At 70.4% G+C, this 18,565-nt stretch carries 13 protein-coding genes and 2 CRISPR repeat arrays; all 13 genes read left to right on the top strand.

Going from position 1 to position 18,565, the window contains the following annotated elements:
- The first annotated feature begins 502 nt into the window (after nt 1-502).
- The 13 genes from AC27LF_RS43130 to cas2e all read left to right on the top strand — a co-directional run bounded on the left by AC27LF_RS43130 (nt 503) and on the right by cas2e (nt 17,691).
- Nucleotides 503-1,978, top strand: a complete 1,476-nt coding sequence (locus AC27LF_RS43130; RefSeq protein ID WP_479664663.1) for a helix-turn-helix domain-containing protein — start codon at nt 503-505, stop codon at nt 1,976-1,978.
- 13 nt (nt 1,979-1,991) lie between these two features.
- A complete protein-coding gene (locus tag AC27LF_RS43125; protein ID WP_479664664.1) occupies nt 1,992-2,615 on the top strand; it encodes a 2'-5' RNA ligase family protein in 624 nt (207 codons plus the stop codon).
- Between the two features lie 922 nt (nt 2,616-3,537).
- Nucleotides 3,538-3,777: a hypothetical protein gene (locus tag AC27LF_RS43120; protein WP_479664665.1), complete on the top strand. Its 240-nt coding sequence runs from the start codon at nt 3,538-3,540 to the stop codon at nt 3,775-3,777.
- Nucleotides 3,778-4,515: 738 nt separating this feature from the next.
- Nucleotides 4,516-4,668, top strand: a complete 153-nt coding sequence (locus AC27LF_RS43115) for a hypothetical protein (protein WP_479664666.1) — start codon at nt 4,516-4,518, stop codon at nt 4,666-4,668.
- Nucleotides 4,669-4,678: 10 nt separating this feature from the next.
- Nucleotides 4,679-5,749: a hypothetical protein gene (locus AC27LF_RS43110; protein ID WP_479664667.1), complete on the top strand. Its 1,071-nt coding sequence runs from the start codon at nt 4,679-4,681 to the stop codon at nt 5,747-5,749.
- 399 nt (nt 5,750-6,148) lie between these two features.
- Nucleotides 6,149-7,152: direct repeats of the CRISPR family, unit length 28 nt; unit sequence GAGCTACCCCCGCGGGCGCGGGGACGAC.
- Nucleotides 7,153-7,382: 230 nt separating this feature from the next.
- Nucleotides 7,383-10,289, top strand: coding sequence for a CRISPR-associated helicase Cas3' (gene cas3, locus AC27LF_RS43105; RefSeq protein ID WP_479664675.1), 2,907 nt, complete (start codon nt 7,383-7,385; stop codon nt 10,287-10,289).
- A gap of 326 nt (nt 10,290-10,615) precedes the next feature.
- The gene (gene casA, locus AC27LF_RS43100; protein WP_479664668.1) at nt 10,616-12,307 is read left to right on the top strand and encodes a type I-E CRISPR-associated protein Cse1/CasA; all 1,692 of its coding nucleotides are present in this window, start codon (nt 10,616-10,618) and stop codon (nt 12,305-12,307) included.
- Complete coding sequence (gene casB / locus AC27LF_RS43095) at nt 12,304-13,488, top strand: type I-E CRISPR-associated protein Cse2/CasB (protein ID WP_479664669.1); 1,185 nt, start codon at nt 12,304-12,306, stop codon at nt 13,486-13,488. The genes casA and casB overlap by 4 nt, the downstream gene beginning before the upstream one ends.
- Nucleotides 13,489-13,608: 120 nt before the next feature.
- A complete protein-coding gene (gene cas7e / locus AC27LF_RS43090; protein WP_479664670.1) occupies nt 13,609-14,787 on the top strand; it encodes a type I-E CRISPR-associated protein Cas7/Cse4/CasC in 1,179 nt (392 codons plus the stop codon).
- The gene (gene cas5e / locus AC27LF_RS43085) at nt 14,784-15,584 is read left to right on the top strand and encodes a type I-E CRISPR-associated protein Cas5/CasD (protein ID WP_479664671.1); all 801 of its coding nucleotides are present in this window, start codon (nt 14,784-14,786) and stop codon (nt 15,582-15,584) included. The genes cas7e and cas5e overlap by 4 nt, the downstream gene beginning before the upstream one ends.
- A 4-nt stretch (nt 15,585-15,588) precedes the next feature.
- Entirely contained in the window at nt 15,589-16,374 is a 786-nt protein-coding gene (gene cas6e / locus AC27LF_RS43080) for a type I-E CRISPR-associated protein Cas6/Cse3/CasE (protein ID WP_479664672.1), read from the top strand.
- The gene (gene cas1e, locus AC27LF_RS43075; protein ID WP_479664673.1) at nt 16,367-17,350 is read left to right on the top strand and encodes a type I-E CRISPR-associated endonuclease Cas1e; all 984 of its coding nucleotides are present in this window, start codon (nt 16,367-16,369) and stop codon (nt 17,348-17,350) included. Before cas6e ends, cas1e begins: the two co-directional genes overlap by 8 nt.
- Complete coding sequence (gene cas2e / locus AC27LF_RS43070) at nt 17,347-17,691, top strand: type I-E CRISPR-associated endoribonuclease Cas2e (RefSeq protein WP_479664674.1); 345 nt, start codon at nt 17,347-17,349, stop codon at nt 17,689-17,691. The genes cas1e and cas2e overlap by 4 nt, the downstream gene beginning before the upstream one ends.
- Before the next feature lie 21 nt (nt 17,692-17,712).
- Nucleotides 17,713-18,533: a CRISPR direct-repeat array (repeat unit 28 nt; unit sequence GTCGTCCCCGCGCCCGCGGGGGTAGCTC).
- Between the last annotated feature and the right edge of the window lie 32 nt (nt 18,534-18,565).

Here is an 18,565-nt window from a genome sequence, read left to right as displayed (position 1 = left end):
CGCACCTGCCTGTCGGTGTAGCGGGCACTGGCACGGCGGCAGTTGGGTGCCTTGCCCGGACGGCGGCAGGCTCGCGCTGTGCAGGACGTTCACCGTGGCGTGAGGCGGTGTGACCATACCCTCGCGGGTGACCGCGTAGATCCGATCGTCATCTTGGCGCCCCGTGTGCGCGGGGCGATCGCGTTCGTCATGTTGGGGCTGTCTCTCAGTATTGAGCGCTGGACTTTCCCTCGGACCGGTCGCGCGCTCATGGGTCTTCCGGTCTTCCGGTCTCCGGAGGCCGGCAGGTCCGGTGGTTCCCTACATTAGCAGGGAGGGAAGTTTGCGTCACGGGCGCTGGTGACCAATTTTTCTGGACACCTCGCGTGCGCGTGACCAGCGAGGACGCCCGTTCTTGGGCGTGTAGTTGGGCGTGTGCGATCACAGTTTCTAGACGACGCTTCCTCGGGGGAGCGACCCCGGCGCTACGGTGAGTTCACTTCGCTGTGTAGGGAGCTTGTCTATGAACGCCCCCGTGAAACCCGGTTCAAAAGCTGATCGGGACGTCCTTCGACGCGACATGATCAGCGCGGGCTGCACCGTGGCTGATATCGCCATCGAGATGCGTTCGCGCTACCGGATGCGTCCACGCGAGGCGTGGCGCCACGCGTGCGGTTGGACTCTCCAGGAGACGGCTGACCGCATCTCGCAGGCCAGCTACCACCGGCCCGGCGACACTGTTGCTGCAGATGCGTCGCTCGTCAGCAAGTGGGAGAAGTGGCCCGCTCCATCGTCGCGGAGACCGAGTCTCGCTGTCCTGTTGGCAATGGCGCAGGCATTCAAGTGCCGCCCCACGGACCTCCTGGACTTGGACGACCGCAGGGCCTTCCCCGACACAATCCTCCGTGCTCTCAACGGCGAGGAGACAGTGACCCATGTCTCTAGTCCCAGTACTCCGTTGCCGGCCCCGGTCTCTGATCCGACCGGCTCCGCACTTGTTCGTCTGGCCGCTGACGAATCGGCCGCCTGGGCGCAATGGGCAGAGGCGTCGAACGTCGGCGACATTGCCCTTGAACAATTGATGGCGGAAACACGCGCGCTGGCCTGCGACTACCTGACTTCCGACCCGGTCGCTCTCTTCCTGCGCACGAGGGCTCTTCGAGACCGAGTGTTCACTCTGCTTGAGGGGCACCTGCATCCGCGCCAAGCCGCCGACCTCTACGTCTGTGCCGGGTACCTGTGCGGACTGCTGGCCTGGATGTCCTCCGACCTCGGGCAGTTGCGCGATGCGGACACCCAGGGCCGCACTGCGTGGCTGTGCGCGGAGCTGGCTGGGCACAACGACCTGAGAGCGTGGGTGCTGTCGACGCGGTCCAAGGTCGCTTTCTGGGATGGCCGGCTGCGTGAGGCGATCAACTTTGCCCGGCGTGGCGGCACTTATTCCACTACGGGCTCGGTTGCCGTGTTGCTGGCGTGCCAGGAAGCTGACGCCTGGTCTGAGTTGGGCGCGGAGGATGAAGCTATGGCTGCGCTCGTCCGAGCCGAAGAGGCGCGCGCTGCGGCATCAGGTGACGACGAGGTCGGCGGCATCTTCTCCTGCCAGCCGGCACGGCAGGAGAACTACGCTGCGGCGGTGCACCTGCGGGTCGGACGTCCTGCTGATGCTTTGCGGTCGGCGAACAACGCCCTCGCCCTGTTGTCGGTACAGCCGGTTCGGGCCTACGGCACAGAGGCTCAGATCCATATCAGTCAGGCAGCAGCTCACCTGGCCGCCGGTGAGGTGGAGGGAGCTCTCGAAGCGCTGACACCCGTCCTTGCCCTGCCTCCAGACCAGCGTCTGGCCCCGGTCGCCCACCGCCTTCACGAACTCTCAACCGGAATTGGCCGGCCGTACGCCACAGGCACCCCGGCCATCGGTCTGCGGGCGGCGATCGAGGAGTTCTGCGTGGACTCCGCCCAACGCCACCTTGCGCTCTCGCCAGGTGCTGCTTCCACCTGATTTCATCGCACACATGAGCACTCAGCCTGAGACCATGCGTAACCACTGGTGGTGGCGTCCCGGCTGGCACGTGGGGCGCCGCTTCTACACCTGGCACCTCACCTTCAGCGGCCAGCGCGACGTGCACCGGCTCGCCACCGAGTACCGCCAGGCCCTGGCGCCGCTGGGGGACATTCTCACCCCAGTTCCCGACCGGTGGCTGCATCTCACGATGCAAGGCATCGGATTCGTCGGCGAGGTCAAGGAGGAGGACGTCCATGCGATCGCCGACGCGGCCCGTCCTCTACTCGCCGGCATCCCTTCTTTCGATATGCAAATCGGCCCGCATGTCCCCGATCCAGAAGCAGTCCTCCTCCACGTCCATCCGGACGGCCCTGTGCGAGCGATCCGGGACGCGATCCGCCACGCGATCGGTGAAGTACTCGACGAGGTGCCAGAGAACTCCGACGGCTTCACCCCACACGTCTCAGTCGCGTACAGCGCCAGCAACGGCCCCGCCGAACCGATCACCCAGGCCCTCAACGGCTTTGACTTCACCCCAGCACACACACGTATCTCCACCGCGGAACTCATCGTGATCCACCGGGACAACCAGATGTACGAGTGGGAGTCCTTCGCGACCCTGCCTCTGGGGTGACCGAGAATATTAACGTGGAGCCGGATCCGCCGTAACGGTCCGGCTCGTGAGCAATGGTACTCATCGTGTTCCACTCACGAGGTCTCCGCTCGTTTCACTGAACCGATCACCCCGGTGCAGAACAGCGAACGGGCCGAGCGACCTCAAACGGCAATGGCGGCCTAGGTATGCCGCGGATCCCCCGTTCCGCCCGTTGGCCACTGCCGCCTCACCGACGTGCAGGCAAGTAGCGCGGACGAACGTAGTTCGGCGGGGCTCGCCTGGGCGGCCCACTCCGCGGCGTGCCGGGGCCGGGGCGTACAGGCCGAGGTAGCCCGGAAGACGGAGACGCGGGGTGCTTCTCGTGAGGCATCTCGTGGGTGGGACTTCGACCGGTCTGTGCGCAGGGCGGTCAAGGAGGGGGAGCCGCCGATTTCCGTGCGCTGTACGAAGGCGCTGGAATCGGGGTAAAACGCTCGAACTTGTGCGGCGGGGCGGCTGCGGTGGCGGCTCGGGTGAGTGGCTCCCGTATGGCGGCCGCGTGTCCGCTTCCGCCAGGTGCGTGGGCGGCCGGGCGGAAGCGGTGCGGTCCCCTCCGGTTGTTCTTGAGCACGAGGGGACCGCGCGGCCTTCCGGACGGGAAGGTGCGACGCCGGGGAGGCGCCCGTGTTCCATGGTGCGTCTTCCGGTCGGCGCCGCAATGAGAAGTGCGGTTCCGCCATCAAAAGGGTTCATTCCGTCATGATCTGCCGGTCCTGGTGACGGTCGTGAAGTAAGGAGCGACGGTGCCCGGTGGCTGACGCGGTGTCATTGTTCCACAACTTCATGATCACGTTGAGTGTTGTGTGCCCGGCGCACCATGCTGTCGTCAACTCCTCCGGGGCGTTTGAGCACCGCCCCGGAGGGGGCTTTCCGGACGCTTTTTCCATTCAGGGAAGGTGTCATGACAGGCAAGCAGGTGATGACCGCGGTCGTGCTGGCGGCGGTCCTCACGTGGAGCACGGTGATGACGGTGCTGGGGCAGCTGGCGGCCGTGGCCGCGCTGCTGCCCTCGCTGGGGCTTCTCATCCAGCAGATAGTGTCCGCGTTCAGCGGCACGGACACGCGGTCCCGCACCGCGCCGACGTCGGCGGCGGGTTCGCCGGCCCCGTCGTCGGACGGAAGTGAGGCGCCGTCATCGTGAAGCCGCCCCAGGTGACCGAACAGTCGGCGGGGGAGCCTCCCCATCGCCGCGGCCGTCCGCCGGAGCCGATCTGCGAGAGTGCCGGTATGGCGCACCGGTCGTGGCTGGAGCCGCTTCGCAGCCGGTTCGTCGCGAGCGGCATGACGCTCGACGAACTCGTCAGCCGCTCCGGGTACTCCAAGACCCGCCTGTCCGAACTCCTGCGCGGCAAGGGCTACTATCCCCGCTGGGAGATCACCTACAGCGTGGTGCGCGCCCTGGAGATACCCGTCGGCCCAGTGCGCCGGCTGTGGAAAGCGGCCGCCAGGGAAGCCGACAAGGACGCCGACTGGATCAGGAACCGGATCAGCGACGTCCAGCTTGACGACGGCGATGAACAGCCCGTCGCCCATCAGGGGCTCGTCCAGGCCATGTGGTACCCCTACACCGCCTACGCTCAGGCATTCCTTCAATCCGAGAAGCGCGCCCGGCAAGCGGCCTGCGAGACCTTCGACATTCTCTGGCTCACCTGGGACGAGGCGACAGCCAGCCCCGACACGCCCCGCTACGCCTGGGAGCTGCTGCGCCAAGAAGGTCCTCTCCCGCACCCCGAGCCGGCCTGGCGGATACCCCGACCTGCGCGCGGCGGCGTTCTCCACCGCCGGCCAGGCCGAGATCCCCGACCTGGCCGAGCGCCTGGCCCACATCGAGGTCTTCGGGAGGTTCTTCGACGCGATCGCCAGCCTGCCGGTGGACCAGATGGACGTCACTGTCCTGCGGTATCTGTGCGGCATCCACCCGGACGCCATCCCGGGCATCGTCGGCCTGTCCCCGGCCATCACCCACACCCTGGACCACCACGCCCGAGGGGCGCTGAACGACCTCTTCCCCGACACCGACACCCAGGAGTGACCACCCCGTCATGAGCACCGTCGAAGACCTCCTCGCCCAGTCGCTGCTGCTCCACCAGCCCCATGTCCCCTGCGACGTCGTCCCGTACGGAGACTGCGCCGACGACGACCTGCTGCTGGACGGCCTGCTCCTGTGCGACGGCAGCCGGGCAGACCCGGTCGACGACACCGCGGCACAGAGCCTTGCCGTCCTGTGCGAGGCGGTTCTCGCCCACTGCACCGCCGACCAGCTCGCCGACTTCCTCACCGACCAGGTGCCGCAGCCACGCGCCGCCCGGATCCTTGGCTGCGCCCTCCAACTTGCCGGCGCCGACGACGGCGCCCGCTTCTGGTGGCAGTACGCCGCAGGCGCGGACGACACTCCCGCTTCCTACTGCCTCTACCTCCAGCACCTCGCCCAGGGCGACCGCCACGCCGCAGCCCTCTGGCACGCCCAGGCCAGCGCCTTCACACCAGCCGACGGCACCGACGACGACGAGGACGCCCCGGCCTATGGCATGACGACCGCCGACGCCAGCCTCGCCACCGTCCTGCGCATCCTGAGCCGCCTCACCCGCACCACACCGCGCAAGCACACCCCCACCGCGCAGGCCGTCATCGAATTCGTGGCCACCGCCGTCACCATCGGCTACGCCAGCCACCCCGACCTTGAGATCCCCTTGCCCGGAACGCAGTTCGCCGAGCATCTGGGCATCATCGTCGCCGCAGCGTCCACCACCCGCGAGCACACCGGCGCCACGAAGCACGAGGCAGCGTCCGCCGGGCAACTGCCCCACCGGCTTCTCCCGTACAACGCCGGCAAGCGCACACCCGCCAAGAGAACGGCACAGGACCCGGAGCATCTGCTGGTAGAGGTCACCGCCGCCGACCACGAACCCGCATCCGCGCACACATTCTTCAAAAGAGCAGCAGCCATCTGCTGGAAAACCGCCACCGCCACCAGCAACACGAGCACACGCGGCAACCGCATGGCCTACCACCTGCTCCGCTTCGCGCAGAAATATGCACCCGCTCCCGCCGGGTTCGGAAAGACCAGAACTGCGTCACCAACCGGCACCGTTCACGAACACTTCCACAGGTAGCTGAACATGAACTGGCCGCAGTAGTGCGTTCGGTCAGACATCGTGGCCTGACATGCAGCAGCCGGGAACTCGGCAGTACACCAAGAGCCGGGCGGGTCAGTCCTACTCCGTGCCCGAGCAGCGCGAGCAGTCATGGACGCCACGGAGTCCCGCGCCAAGCGGGGGACGGCGCAGCTGACGGCCACCGGCATGCCCGTCGCGCAGATCGCCCTACACCCCTGATACGCCGAGTGGGCCATGGGGCACATCGGATCGCAGGTGGCCACCGAGGAGAAGGCGATCACCGGGCGGACCGTCGTGGCGCGAGGAGAGGAAAGCGGCACGCCGTGACCGATGAGCACTGGCCGGACTTCGAGGTCCCGGTCGGGCGTCCCACAAGTCCTCGACGACCGACTCGTGGAGCTACCCCCGCAGGCGAGGGGACGACCCCTTGGCCTTGGAGTTCTTGTCTTGGTCAGGGAGCTACCCCCGCAGGAGCGGGGACGACCCGTACGGACGGCAAGGCGTCGCTGCTGCTGGCGGAGCTACCCCCGCAGGCGCGGGGACGACAGGGCACACCGTGTCGGGTGAAGATCTGCCGGGGAGCTACCCCCGCAGGCGCGGGGACGACGCATGGTCCTCGCCTCGCCCTGCATCACCGGGCGAACTACCCCCGCGGGCGCGGGGACGACGCGGCGTACACGGTGGCGGTGGCCGCGTAGCCCGAGCTACCCCCGCGGGCGCGGGGACGACGTCGGATCCCCGGGCGGTGCCTTCGCTCGGGGGGAGCTACCCCCGCGGGCGCGGGGACGACCACCTGGTGGTGTATGGCGCCGTCCGGGACGAGGAGCTACCCCCGCGGGCGCGGGGACGATGGCGCGACGACGCCGATAGCCCCCCAGATGGGGGAGCTACCCCCGCGGGCGCGGGGACGATGCTGATGGACGCCCTGGACGAGGACTGGACGAGGAGCTACCCCCGCGGGCGCGGGGACGATTTGCGCTGAGCCGCTGTTGACGCCGCTCACGGGGAGCTACCCCCGCGGGCGCGGGGACGATGGGTACAGCGTGTTCGAGACGACGGTCTCCACCGAGCTACCCCCGCGGGCGCGGGGACGATTGCGGTGTACCTCCGGACGGGGATCCCGGCGCGGAGGTACCCCCGCGGGCGCGGGGACGATATGGCGAGCGAACCGTTCGAGGCCCTGGACGCCGAGCTACCCCCGCGGGCGCGGGGACGATCCGACGTCGGACGGGGAGATGCGCAAGGTCGAGGAGCTACCCCCGCGGGCGCGGGGACGATTTGCCGCCGGTCTCCGTGACGCCGCCGTAGCTGGAGCTACCCCCGCGGGCGCGGGGACGATACTTGTTTCCCACACCCCATCTGACCTGCTAGTGAGCTACCCCCGCGGGCGCGGGGACGATACTTCTTGATCTGCGGTGATGCATGCGAGGGTACCTGTTTTCTTTCACCTCGTTTGGCTTGCTGTGTGTTGAGGGCGGTCCGGTTGGGTGTCGGCTGGGGGGTGGGCTGCGTTCTGTGGAGCCTGGGTTTCGGGCTCGTTGTCAGTGGGGTCGTTTACAGTGCCGCGCAACTGGCTGTGTGCAGTGGAGCGGGGGCGGTTGTGGAGGACGAGCGGTCAATCGTTGCGTTGATGCGGTCGATGGGGTTTGCCGATGAGGTCGTCGCGCGGGTGTCGTCGTTGTGGGGGAAGTCGGCGGCGCGTAACGGTGGGCAGAGGCATCTGCTGCTGGGGCATCTGCTGGATACGGCGGCCGTGGCGGGGGTGATGTGGGACCGGTACGTGTCGGCTGCGTTCCGGCGGCGGCTGGAGGAGATCAGCGGTGGCCGGGGGCGGTTGTGGTTCATGTGGGTGTGCGGCATTCATGATTGCGGGAAGGCGTGCCCGGCGTTCCAGGCGATGGATGCGGTCGAGGCTGGGCCGGTGCTGGCGGCGGGTCTTGCGTGGGGGCGGCTGCCGGTGGGGCGGCAGAAGCGGTGGCGTCATGACGTGGCCGGAGCCGTGCTGCTGATTCCGCGGCTGGTGGCCGAGTGGGGTGACGAGGAGGCCGTGGGGTGGGTGTGGCCGCTTGTCGCCGGGCATCACGGGACGTTCCCGCCGGCTGCTGCTCTCAAGCCGCCGCGCGGGGCTCAGGGGCGGGGTGCTGCCTGGGAGGAAGTCCAGCGGGCGGTCGTGGATGTCTTCACCCGTGCGGTCGGCTTCGAGGATGTGGCAGATGCTCGGCCGGTCGGCTCTTTGCGGAAGGCCGAGCAGTTGGCGTTGTCGGGGCTGATCGTGATGGCGGACTGGATCGCCAGTGACAGCAGCCAGTTTGGGGGGTTGGCGGACGCCGGGCAGGTTTCCTTCGCCGGGGCGCGTCGGCGTGCGGAGGGGGCGTGGGGGCGGTTGCGTCTTCGCGGTGGCTGGCAGGGCCTTCCGCTGCCGGGGGATCCGTTGGAGCCGCTGACCGGTCGACTGGGGGTGCGGCCGCGGGCGTCGCAGCGGGAGTTGGTGGAGCGGGCGTGGTCGATGCCGGCGCCGGGGCTGCTGGTGGCGGAGGCGCCTATGGGGGAGGGGAAGACGAAGGCGGCGCTGGCGGCCGCCGAGGTTCTGGCGGCGCGGTTCGGTCTCGGCGGTGTGTTCGTGGCGATGCCGACTCAGGCGACGAGTGACCCGATGTACGAGCAGGTGCTGCAGTGGGTGCGCACCTTCGGTCCGGAGCTGGAGTCGCAGGTTGCGCTTCTGCATGGCCGGCGGCGGTTCAATGCCTGGTGGCGGGCTGTCTGGGCGGGGAGGCCGCGTCCGGATGGTGACGGGTGCGGCTGCCGGGACGGGAACTTTTCCGGTGGTGTCGGCGTGGCCGGGGACGATTATGGTGCGATCGACGAGGACGCCGATTACGGCCTGGTGCCCTCGGGGTCTTCGCCGGCCGGGGCCGCGGGTCGTGGGGCGGACGGGCCGGCGTACTGGTTTCTGGGGGACAAGCGCGGTCTGCTGACCGCGTTCGCGGTGGGTACGGTCGACCATCTTCTGCACGCGGCGACTCGCACGCGGCACGTCATGCTCCGGTTCGCCGGGCTGGCGGGGAAGGTCGTGGTCGTGGACGAGGTGCACGCTGCGGACGTGTACATGCGGCAGTTTCTCGTGGAGGCGCTGCGGTGGCTGGGGCAGGCAGGGGTTCCTGTGGTGCTGTTGTCCGCGACGCTGCCGCCTGCGCAGCGGCAGCGTTTCGTCGACGCTTACTTGTCCGGTGTGCTGGGCAGGGCGGATGTGCACCAGCCTGTGCCGGAGCCGGCCGGTTATCCGTGTGTCACGGCGGCCTACGGCGTCGACGGCCGGGCGGTTGCCGAGACGTCCAGGGAGGCCGTGCAGTCCTGGCGGGAGTCGTTGCCGGTGCGGCTGGCATGGTTGCCTGACACGGACCCGGCGGGCACGCGGGTTGCGGCGGCCGTACGCCGTGCTGTCGCCGATGGCGGTGTCGTCCTGGTGGTGGTCAACCAGGTCGACCGGGCCCAGGCGATCTACCGTGATCTGCGGGACGGGGGCTTCGACGGTGTCCTGCACCTTCTGCATGCTCGGCTGTGCGCTGCCCACCGCGCGGACCGCACCGCGCAGTGCCTGCGTCTGATGGGCCCGCAGGCCGGTGAGGACCGGCCGGAGCGCATGGTGGTGATCGCCACCCAGCTTGCCGAGCAGTCGTTCGATGTGGACGCCGATGTGCTGATCACCGACGTGGCTCCCACCGATCTCCTGCTGCAACGCATCGGCAGGCTGCACCGTCACGCCGGTACCCGGCGTCCGCACGCGCACCGCGAGTCCCTGGTCCTGGTCACCGGGGTGGCGCCCGGCAGGGACGGATCGCCGCAGTTCCTGCGCGCCTCGGAGCGGATCTACGGCGAGTGGTCGTTGCTGAGGGCAGTGGCCCTGGTCACGGAGGCCGCGGGCGCCCTCACGGCCGCCGGGGCTGCGGAGCCGGCGGCTTCGTGCTGGAGCATTCCCGCCGACGTGCCGGGGCTGGTGGCACGCGCCTACGGCGACACCGGGATCTGCCCGGCGGACTGGAACGAGGCCGCGGCGTGGGAGCGGTGGCAAGCGGGGGAACGGGAGAGGGAGAAGAACGCCGAGGAGTACCTGCTGTGCCGTCGGCGGGAGTGGGCGTTCCCGACCCTGGAGGGGCTGCACTACGCCGGGAGCGGGGCTGCCTCCGAGGAACAGCTTGACGCCGTCGTCCGTGACGGTGATCCGTCTGTCGAAGTGGTCATCGTCCGCAGGGACCCGACCGGGTACCGGGCCGTTGACGGGTCCTGGCTCGGGGTGCACGGCGAGGTGGATGACGACGAGATGAACGACCGGCTGATGGGCGGCACGGTCCGTCTTCCCCCGGGTCTGACCGGTGCCGCCCTCAGCGGCTTGAAGCCGCTTCCGGGGTGGGCCGGCCGGCCCTGGCTGCGGTATCGCCCGGCGCTCGTGCTGGAGGAGGACGGCACGACGCTGCTGGGCGCGGACCGGGTGTCGTACCACGATCAGCTCGGTCTCGTCGTCGAGTGGGGTGCCGGGTGAGTGGGCTGTGGAGCCGGACCGGGACCGTCTCACCCCGCGCTGCGGGGACAACTCCTGGCGCTGAGCGGAACATCAAGCGGGAACACCCCCGTCTGCGGGGAGGCCCGGCTCCACGAGCCGTGCGCAGAGTACCTGCTGGGCCGGGGGCCGGTGGGCCTCTCTGCCCATTTCATCGAAGTCGCTTGAACATCAAGCGTTAGGGTGCAACGCTTCCAGTGACCGGTCGGGGCCAACTTCGCATCGGGTCCGTGGAGTTGGCCCGCCGGTCACCGCTTCCGGGGGGATGCGGTGAGATCACTGTGTACGCACATGGAGGGGGAACTGCCATGGCCAGCGAGGGAGACCTCGTCTACGACGCATGGCTCGAAGCCGTCGTTTATGACGGTGTCCGGCAGCCCGTGGGCCTGCTGGACGCGTTGCTCGGATCGCACACCGTCCGGCGTCTGGAGCTGCCGGTGCACACGATGCTGCCGGTGGTGCTCCGCCAGCTGCTGCTGCCCGTGGTGATCGACGCCATCGGGGTGCCCCGCACCCGGCAGGAGTGGGCGCAGCGGTTCGACCGCGGCCACTTCTCGCAGGAAGAGCGGGACCGGCTGGCGCACTACCTGGGCCCCCGCTACGGGAACCGGTTCCGTCTGTTCGACGCCGAGCGCCCGTTCGCCCAGGTTGCCGGCCTTCAGTCGTCGAACGGGGAGACGAAGACGGCCGCCCAGCTCGTGCCGTCCGTGGCATCCGGCAACAACGTGCCGCTGTTCAGCTCTCTCAGCGAGGCCGACGAGCTGCTGCTGACTCCGGGGGACGCGGCGCTGTGGCTGCTGCACGCGCACTGCTGGGACACGGCGTCGATCAAGACCGGGGCCGTGGGCGACCCGCAGGTCAAGAACGGGAAGACGACCGGCAACCCGACCGGGCCGCTCGGTCAGCTCGGCGTGATCGTCCCCACCGGACGGACCCTGTACGAGACGCTGCTGCTGAACACACCAATCCTGCCCGACGGCCTCGAACCGGGGGACCGGCCGCAGTGGGCGCGGGACGAACGTCCAGCGGCTCTGGGCTGCATGTCGCCGGCCGGGGCCGCCTGGTCCCAGCGTCCGGCGACCGGCCTGCTGGACCTGCTGACCTTCCAGGCCCGCCGGATCCGTCTGCTCACCGGTGAGACGGAGCAGGGGCTGCGCGTGCACCGGGTGATCGTGTCGGCCGGTGACCGGCTGGCGCAGACACCCGAGTTCGAGCCGCACACGGCATGGCAGCACACCGCCAAACCGAAGAAGGGCCAGCCCCACCGGCGGCCCCGCCGGCACGCCTCGGGCCGCGCTGCCTGGCAGGGACTGGGCACGCTGCTGGCGATGACGCTGCCCGTGCAGGGCGACGGCCCCTACACCTCGCTGCTGCTGCGCCAGGTCGATGACCTGCAGACGATCGGGGCGCTGTCCGGGCGGTATCCGCTGGGGGTCGAGACGTCGGGTCTGGACTACGGCACGCAGTCGGCCGTGGTGGAGAACGCCATCGGCGACGACCTGCCCCTGCCGGTCAAGGCCCTGCTCGCCCAGGACGGCTCGCTGCGCGAAATCCTGCTGGAGTGCGTGGAGCAGGCCGACCAGGTCGCCCGGGCTCTGGACGGGCTCCTCAACGACCTGCGGCGTGCCGCCGGCGGTGATCCGCTGCCCCGTGACAAGGGAAGCCGGCCGTCCGTGCAGTTCCTGCACTCCCTCGATACGACCGTGCGCCGCCTGCTCACCGGACTGCGGACCGTCGACGAGGACGACGACGAACTCCTTGAGCGCGCCCAGCTCGCGTGGGAGCAGTCCGTGCAGATCGCCGCCGACCGGGAGGCCGATCTCCTGCTCGCGGCGGCGCCGCCGCGAGCTGTGGTGGGCCGGGTGGTGAAGAACGGCGACACGGAGTTCGTCTACCGCAGCGGCAAGGCCATCGGGATGTTCCGCGCGAAGCTCGCCGGGATCCTGACACGGGTCGCCGAGGAACGCCGCGTCGATCGTGAGGAGGGGGACGCAGCGTGACGACCACCAGCACCCCTGCTGCCCGCTCCGGGACGGGACGGACCCGGTCGTTCTTCTGGGAGGAGGCGGCCGACGACTGGCACTCGGCACGCGAAGAAGGGCGGCGTCCGCACTTCTCCGAGTACGTCGCACGCAACCTGCGGGCCCTGCCCGAGGGCGTCGGCCGGGAGGCCGGCACCGTTTCGTCCATGCGGCCCGTGCACCGCGTCCCCCTGCAGGCCGACGGCGTCGACCGCCTTCCCGGCCGCTACGTCGCCGAGCACTGCGCACTCACCCTGTTCGGGCTGCATCAGCATGCCGCGTCCGAACCCGTCCACCGGCCGGGCGTCGGCCTGGGCACCGCCTGCCTGCTGCTGCGCCGCAGCCAGGCGATGACGGAAGCCGCCGTGGAGCGGCGGCTGGTCGCGGCCGCGACCGCTCAGGACCTCCCCGAGCTGGTGCAGCACCTGCAGCGGCTCGTGCCGCTCCTGCGGCAGGCGGGCATCGGCCTGGACTACACCCGCCTGTTGCGGGAGTTGGCCGCGTGGGACGGCCCGGGCCGCGAGCCGGTGCTGCGTTCCTGGGGTCTGCAGTACACCGATCCCGGCGCCCCGGACGAGGCGGACACAGAGGAGCCCGGTGCAGAGCGGGCGCCGTACTGGGTGACGTTCGAGCCCGGCAGCCGGGATGCCGGGGCTGAGCTGGCCGCGCTGCGCTCGGGCACCGGCCGGGAGCCGGGGACGGTCGCCGCGATGTGGCCGTTCCACCGCACCCGCATGGACTCGGCGTGGCGGAACAAGGGCGCCCTCACCCGGGACCTGGCCGCCGAGCACACCGCGCTCACCCTCTTCGCCCGCCACCAGCAGGCACACGACCGCCGGATGCACGTCACCGGCAACAGCCCGGGCCGTGCCTGCGGTCTGCTCGCCCGCCAAGCCGCCACGGGCAACGAGGCAAGGACCGCCACCGCCACGCTGGACAAGCGTCTGGGCCATCTGCTCACCTCCGCCGACGCCGACGAACTCGCCATTCACCTGAGGTCCTTGGTCCCGCTGCTGCACCGGGCCGGCATCGGACTCGACTACGACCTGCTCCGCACTGCTCTGCGGACCTGGGACGACCCCCGCCTTCCGGACGCCGCCAGCCGTTTCCGGCATCAGTGGGACCGCGACTTCCGCACCAGCAGCACTACATCCACCTGAGACCGATCTGCCCGGGACCCTGCCGGCCACGCCACCACGCTAGCCCGTCGTCCCCGTCACACCACCGCGTCTTCGACCGCGCCGTACGAGCGGCGCCTCATGCGTTCAAGGAGTCATGCCATGAGCCGGCCCACCCTCTTCGTCGAGGCCCACATCCTGCAGAGCCTGCCGCCGTCCAACGTGAACCGGGATGACTCCGGCACCCCCAAGCAGGCCGTCTACGGCGGAGCCCGCCGTGCCCGCGTCTCCTCGCAGGCGTGGAAGCGCGCCACCCGCACCGCGTACGCCGAGCACGTGCCAGAGGCCGACCGGGCCACCCGCACCAAGCGGATCGCCCAACTCCTCGCCCAGCGCCTGACCCGCCCCGCCGCCGAGGGCGGCGCCGGACTGGAGACCGGGCAGGCGGACCGTCTGGCCGCCGCCCTGCTGGAGCCGCTCGGCATCACCAAGTCGGCCAAGAAGGACGAAGAGTCCGCCTACCTGCTGTTCTTCGGCAAGAAACAGCTCGACGACTTGATCGCACTGCTGGACGGCCGGGCCGCCGAGCTCGCCGCCCTGCCCGACGACGGCCTCAAGACCGAAGTGAAGAACCTCCCCGTCGTCAAGGCGCTGTCCACCGGGCACCCGGCCGAGGTCGCCCTGTTCGGACGTATGGTCGCCGACCTGCCCGCCCTGAACGTGGACGCCTCCGTCCAGGTCGCGCACGCCCTGTCCACCCACGCCGTGCGCACCGAGTTCGACTACTACACCGCGGTCGACGACGAGAACACCGACGACCACGGCGCCGGCATGATCGGCACGGTCGAGTTCAACTCCTCCACCCTGTACCGCTACGCCGTCCTCGGCGTGCACCAGCTGCGCGACAACCTCAACGACACCGACGAGACCCGTCAGGCGGCCGTGCGGTTCATCGACGCGTTCACCCGCTCCATGCCGACCGGGCACCAGAACTCCTTCGCCCACCGCACCCTGCCCCACCTCGTCCTGCTGACCCTCCGCACCGACCAGCCCGTGAACCTGGTCTCCGCCTACGAGGAGCCCGTCACCGGCGTCACCGGCCTGGCCGCGGAATCCGTCGTACGGCTCGCCGACGAGCTCAAGACAGTCGGCGATACCTGGGGCGCCGAGCCGCTGCGGACCCTGGCCACCTACACCACCGAAGGCGACAAGGTCGCCGAGGTCTTCGGCCCCTCCCTGTCCTTCCCTGCCCTGCTCGGCTCCGTCGACGCCCTGGTCGGACAGTGGCTCGCCGACGGGGAGATCGCGCCCGCCCCGACGCCGCAGGCCGGCGCCCGATGACCGGCAACGACCACGCCGTCCTCGTGCTGCGGCTGGCCGCCCCGCTGCAATCCTGGGGCGGCCCGTCCCGCTACAACTGGCGCGAAACCCGCCCCCAGCCCACCAAGTCCGGCGTCCTTGGCCTTCTTGCCGCCGCCGAGGGCCGCGACCGCGAGACCTCCCTCACCGACCTGGTCGGTCTGCAGCTCGGCGTCCGGGTGGACCAGCCCGGCACCCTGCTGCGGGACTACCACACCTACAGTGACTACCGCGGAGTGCCGATGCTGTCGGCCAAGACCAATGCCAAAGGGCAGCAGACCAGGACCACTCCGCCCAAGTTCACCGGCGTCACCCGGCGGTTCTACCTCCAGGACGCCGTCTTCGTCGCCGCCCTGCGCGGCCCGAGCACCCTCGTGCGCGGCCTGGAGGAGGCGGTCCGCAACCCCGTCTTCCCGCTCAGTCTCGGCCGCCGCTCCTGCCCGCCCACCGGCCCCGTCAGCCTCGGACTGCACGCCGACGACCCGCTGGAGAACGTCCTCGGTGACGTGCCGTGGCAGGCGGGCAGCCACCGCCGTCAGCAGGCCAAGGACACCACCGTGTCGCTGGAGGCCACCGTCGAGGACCCGGCCGGCGGCCAGCTCGCCGTCGACGTGCCCGACACCTACGACCTCAGGACCGGAACCCGCTTCGGCCGGCGCGGCGTCCGTCACCTCTGGGTCACCGTGCCCACCGGACTCGACCAGCCGGCCCCTCCGACAACGGACACCGCCACCGCCGGTCAGTCCGACCACGACCCGTTCGCCCTCCTGGGCTGGTGACCACATGCCCTACCTGTCGAAGATCGCCCTGAACCCGCGCCGCCGCGCCGCCGTGTCACTGCTGTCCAGCCCGCACCGGCTGCACGCCGCCGTCCTCGGTGGACTCGCCGTGCAGCCCGTCACCGAACGCGTCCTGTGGCGCCTGGACAACAACACCCCGCACCGGGCCGACCTGCTCGTCCTCACCCAAAGCCGTCCCTCCTGGGCCCACCTCGTCGACGACGCCGGCTGGCCCGGGGCCGACGACGGCGCCCCGCTCATCGCCGACTACACACCCCTGCTCGAACGCATCACCCGCGGCCGCGAGTTCGGCTTCCGCCTCACCGCCAACCCCGTCCGCAGCATCGCCCAGCCCAGCCGCCCGAGCGAACAGCAGGCCGCCCGCCTGAAGGACGGAGCCGAAAACGGCAGCAGCACCCGCGGCTCCCGCGTCGCCCACCGCACCGCCGCACAGCAGCTCCAGTGGCTCCTCGACCGCAGCGAACGCCACGGCTTCACCGTCCCCGACGCCACCGCCACACCCCCCGCCCCCGGCCTGCAGACCGAGGACCAGGACCTGTCCGCCGGTCCCGCGGCGACCATCGTCAGCCGCGACATCCTCCGCTTCCACAAGCGCCCCGACGGCCCCCGCGTCACCCTGTCCACCGCCACCTTCGAAGGACGCCTCCGCGTCACCGACCCCGACACCCTGCGTACCACCCTCCTCTCCGGCATCGGCCCCGCCAAGGGCTACGGCCAAGGCCTGCTCACCCTCGCCCCGCTCCGCCCCCGCGAGGCCGGACATGGCTGAACCCTGGTGGCGGACCAGACCACAGGACGTGCACAGGCTTGAGGACCGCATCTCCAGCCTCTACGCCGAGCGCTGCCACATCGACCGCGACGACAACGCCATCGTCCTGGTCAACAAGGCCCGCACCGTTCACGTCCCCGCAGCCTGGCTCGCCGTCCTCCTCATCGGCCCCGGCAGCCGCATCACCCACCCCGCCGCCACCCTGCTCGCCGACTCCGGCACCGCCATGTGCTGGGTCGGCGAGCAGGGCGTGCGCCTCTACGCCACCGGCACCAGCACCGCACGCGGCTCCCAGCTCCAGCTCCGCCAGGCCTGGCTGGTCACCCGCCCCAAAGAACGCGTCGCCGTCGCCCGCCGCATGTACGACATGCGTTTCCCCGGCGAGGACACCACCGGCCTGACCCTCCAACAGCTCCGAGGCCGCGAAGGCACCCGCATCCGCCGCCTCTACGCCCAGCACTCCGACCGGACCGGGGTCCCCTGGACCAAGCGCGACTACAAACCGGGCGACGCCTTCGCCGCCGGCGACGACGTCAACCGGCTCCTGTCCGCCGCCAACTCGGCCCTCTACGGCATCTGCCACGCCGCTATCACCGGCCTCGGCGCCAGCCCCGCCCTCGGCTTCGTCCACACCGGCAACGCCCTCTCCTTCGTCCTGGACATCGCCGACCTCTACAAGGCCGAGTTCACCATCCCCCTCGCCTTCGACCTCGCCGCTCAGAGCCTCACCTCCGAACGCGACGCACGTACAGCCCTGCGGGACGCCGTCGTAGGGGGCAAACTCCTGCCCCGCGTCGTCACCGACATCAAACAGCTCCTCGTCCCCGACGGCGGCGACCTGCCGGACGAAGACCTCGGCGCGCTGTGGGACGACGGCGACACCGTCGTCAGTAGCGGCCGCAACTGGAGCGCCGAGCACCACCTCGACATCATCCCGGAACCACCCGGCCCCGCTTCCGCGGAGACGGCTCCATGAGCGCTGGAACGACCGTGATCGTCCTCATCGCCGCCCCACCCGGCCTCCGGGGCCACCTCACCCGTTGGTTCATCGAAGTGGCCGCCGGCGTCTATGTCGGCAACCCCAACCCCCGCATCCGCGACCGCCTGTGGAACATCCTCGCCGAACGCATCCACGACGGCCAAGCCGTCATGATCGAACCAGCGGCCACGGAACAGGGCTGGTCGGCCCGCACAGCCGGCCGCGATCGTTGGACTCCCGTCGACTTCGACGGTCTCACCCTCATCGCCCGCCCACGTCAGAACGGACAGCCCTGGCGGCCCCCACCCGAGGTAAAGCAAAACGACATGATCACCTGACAACACCGCAGGTCATGAAGTGTCGTCCCCGCGCCCGCGGGGGTAGCTCCCCGACGTTCAAGACGATCGAGCTGGAGCTGACGTCGTCCCCGCGCCCGCGGGGGTAGCTCGCCCGGATCCGGGATCGGCAGCACCGACACGTCGTCGTCCCCGCGCCCGCGGGGGTAGCTCCGCCGCCGCACCCGAGGCTGGCGAGCACCCGCCGTCGTCCCCGCGCCCGCGGGGGTAGCTCTACTCGGTCCCTCCACCTCCGCGGCCCGCCCGGGTCGTCCCCGCGCCCGCGGGGGTAGCTCGCCAGACGCGGCAGCCAAGAGGTCGCCGGCGGCGTCGTCCCCGCGCCCGCGGGGGTAGCTCCTCCCGCCACCCATCCTGAGGTTGCCGTGAATTGTCGTCCCCGCGCCCGCGGGGGTAGCTCACGTTTAGTCCCGGGCTCGCGGCACGAGCACGCGTCGTCCCCGCGCCCGCGGGGGTAGCTCGCGTCCTCGGAGGCGGCGGCTGGTTCGTCGCCCGTCGTCCCCGCGCCCGCGGGGGTAGCTCGATCGGGGCGACGAGGATGAACGGGGCGAGGTAGTCGTCCCCGCGCCCGCGGGGGTAGCTCTCCAGTCCCGTTCGTCGTCCATCCGTCGACGCTGTCGTCCCCGCGCCCGCGGGGGTAGCTCCCACGCGACGTCCGGCCGCAACACTGGCCTCGGGTCGTCCCCGCGCCCGCGGGGGTAGCTCCACCGCGAAGGCCACGTACGGACCAGCGAACGCGTCGTCCCCGCGCCCGCGGGGGTAGCTCCGTGTACTGGCCGTGCCCGCCGCTGCGCGAGGTGTCGTCCCCGCGCCCGCGGGGGTAGCTCACCGGACCTGCGTGGTCCCGTGTCTGACCCAG

It is taken from the genome of Streptomyces diversicolor (genome assembly GCF_057537855.1).
Note: the sequence above shows the minus strand (reverse complement) of the source record. Positions and strands in the feature narration are given on the sequence as shown.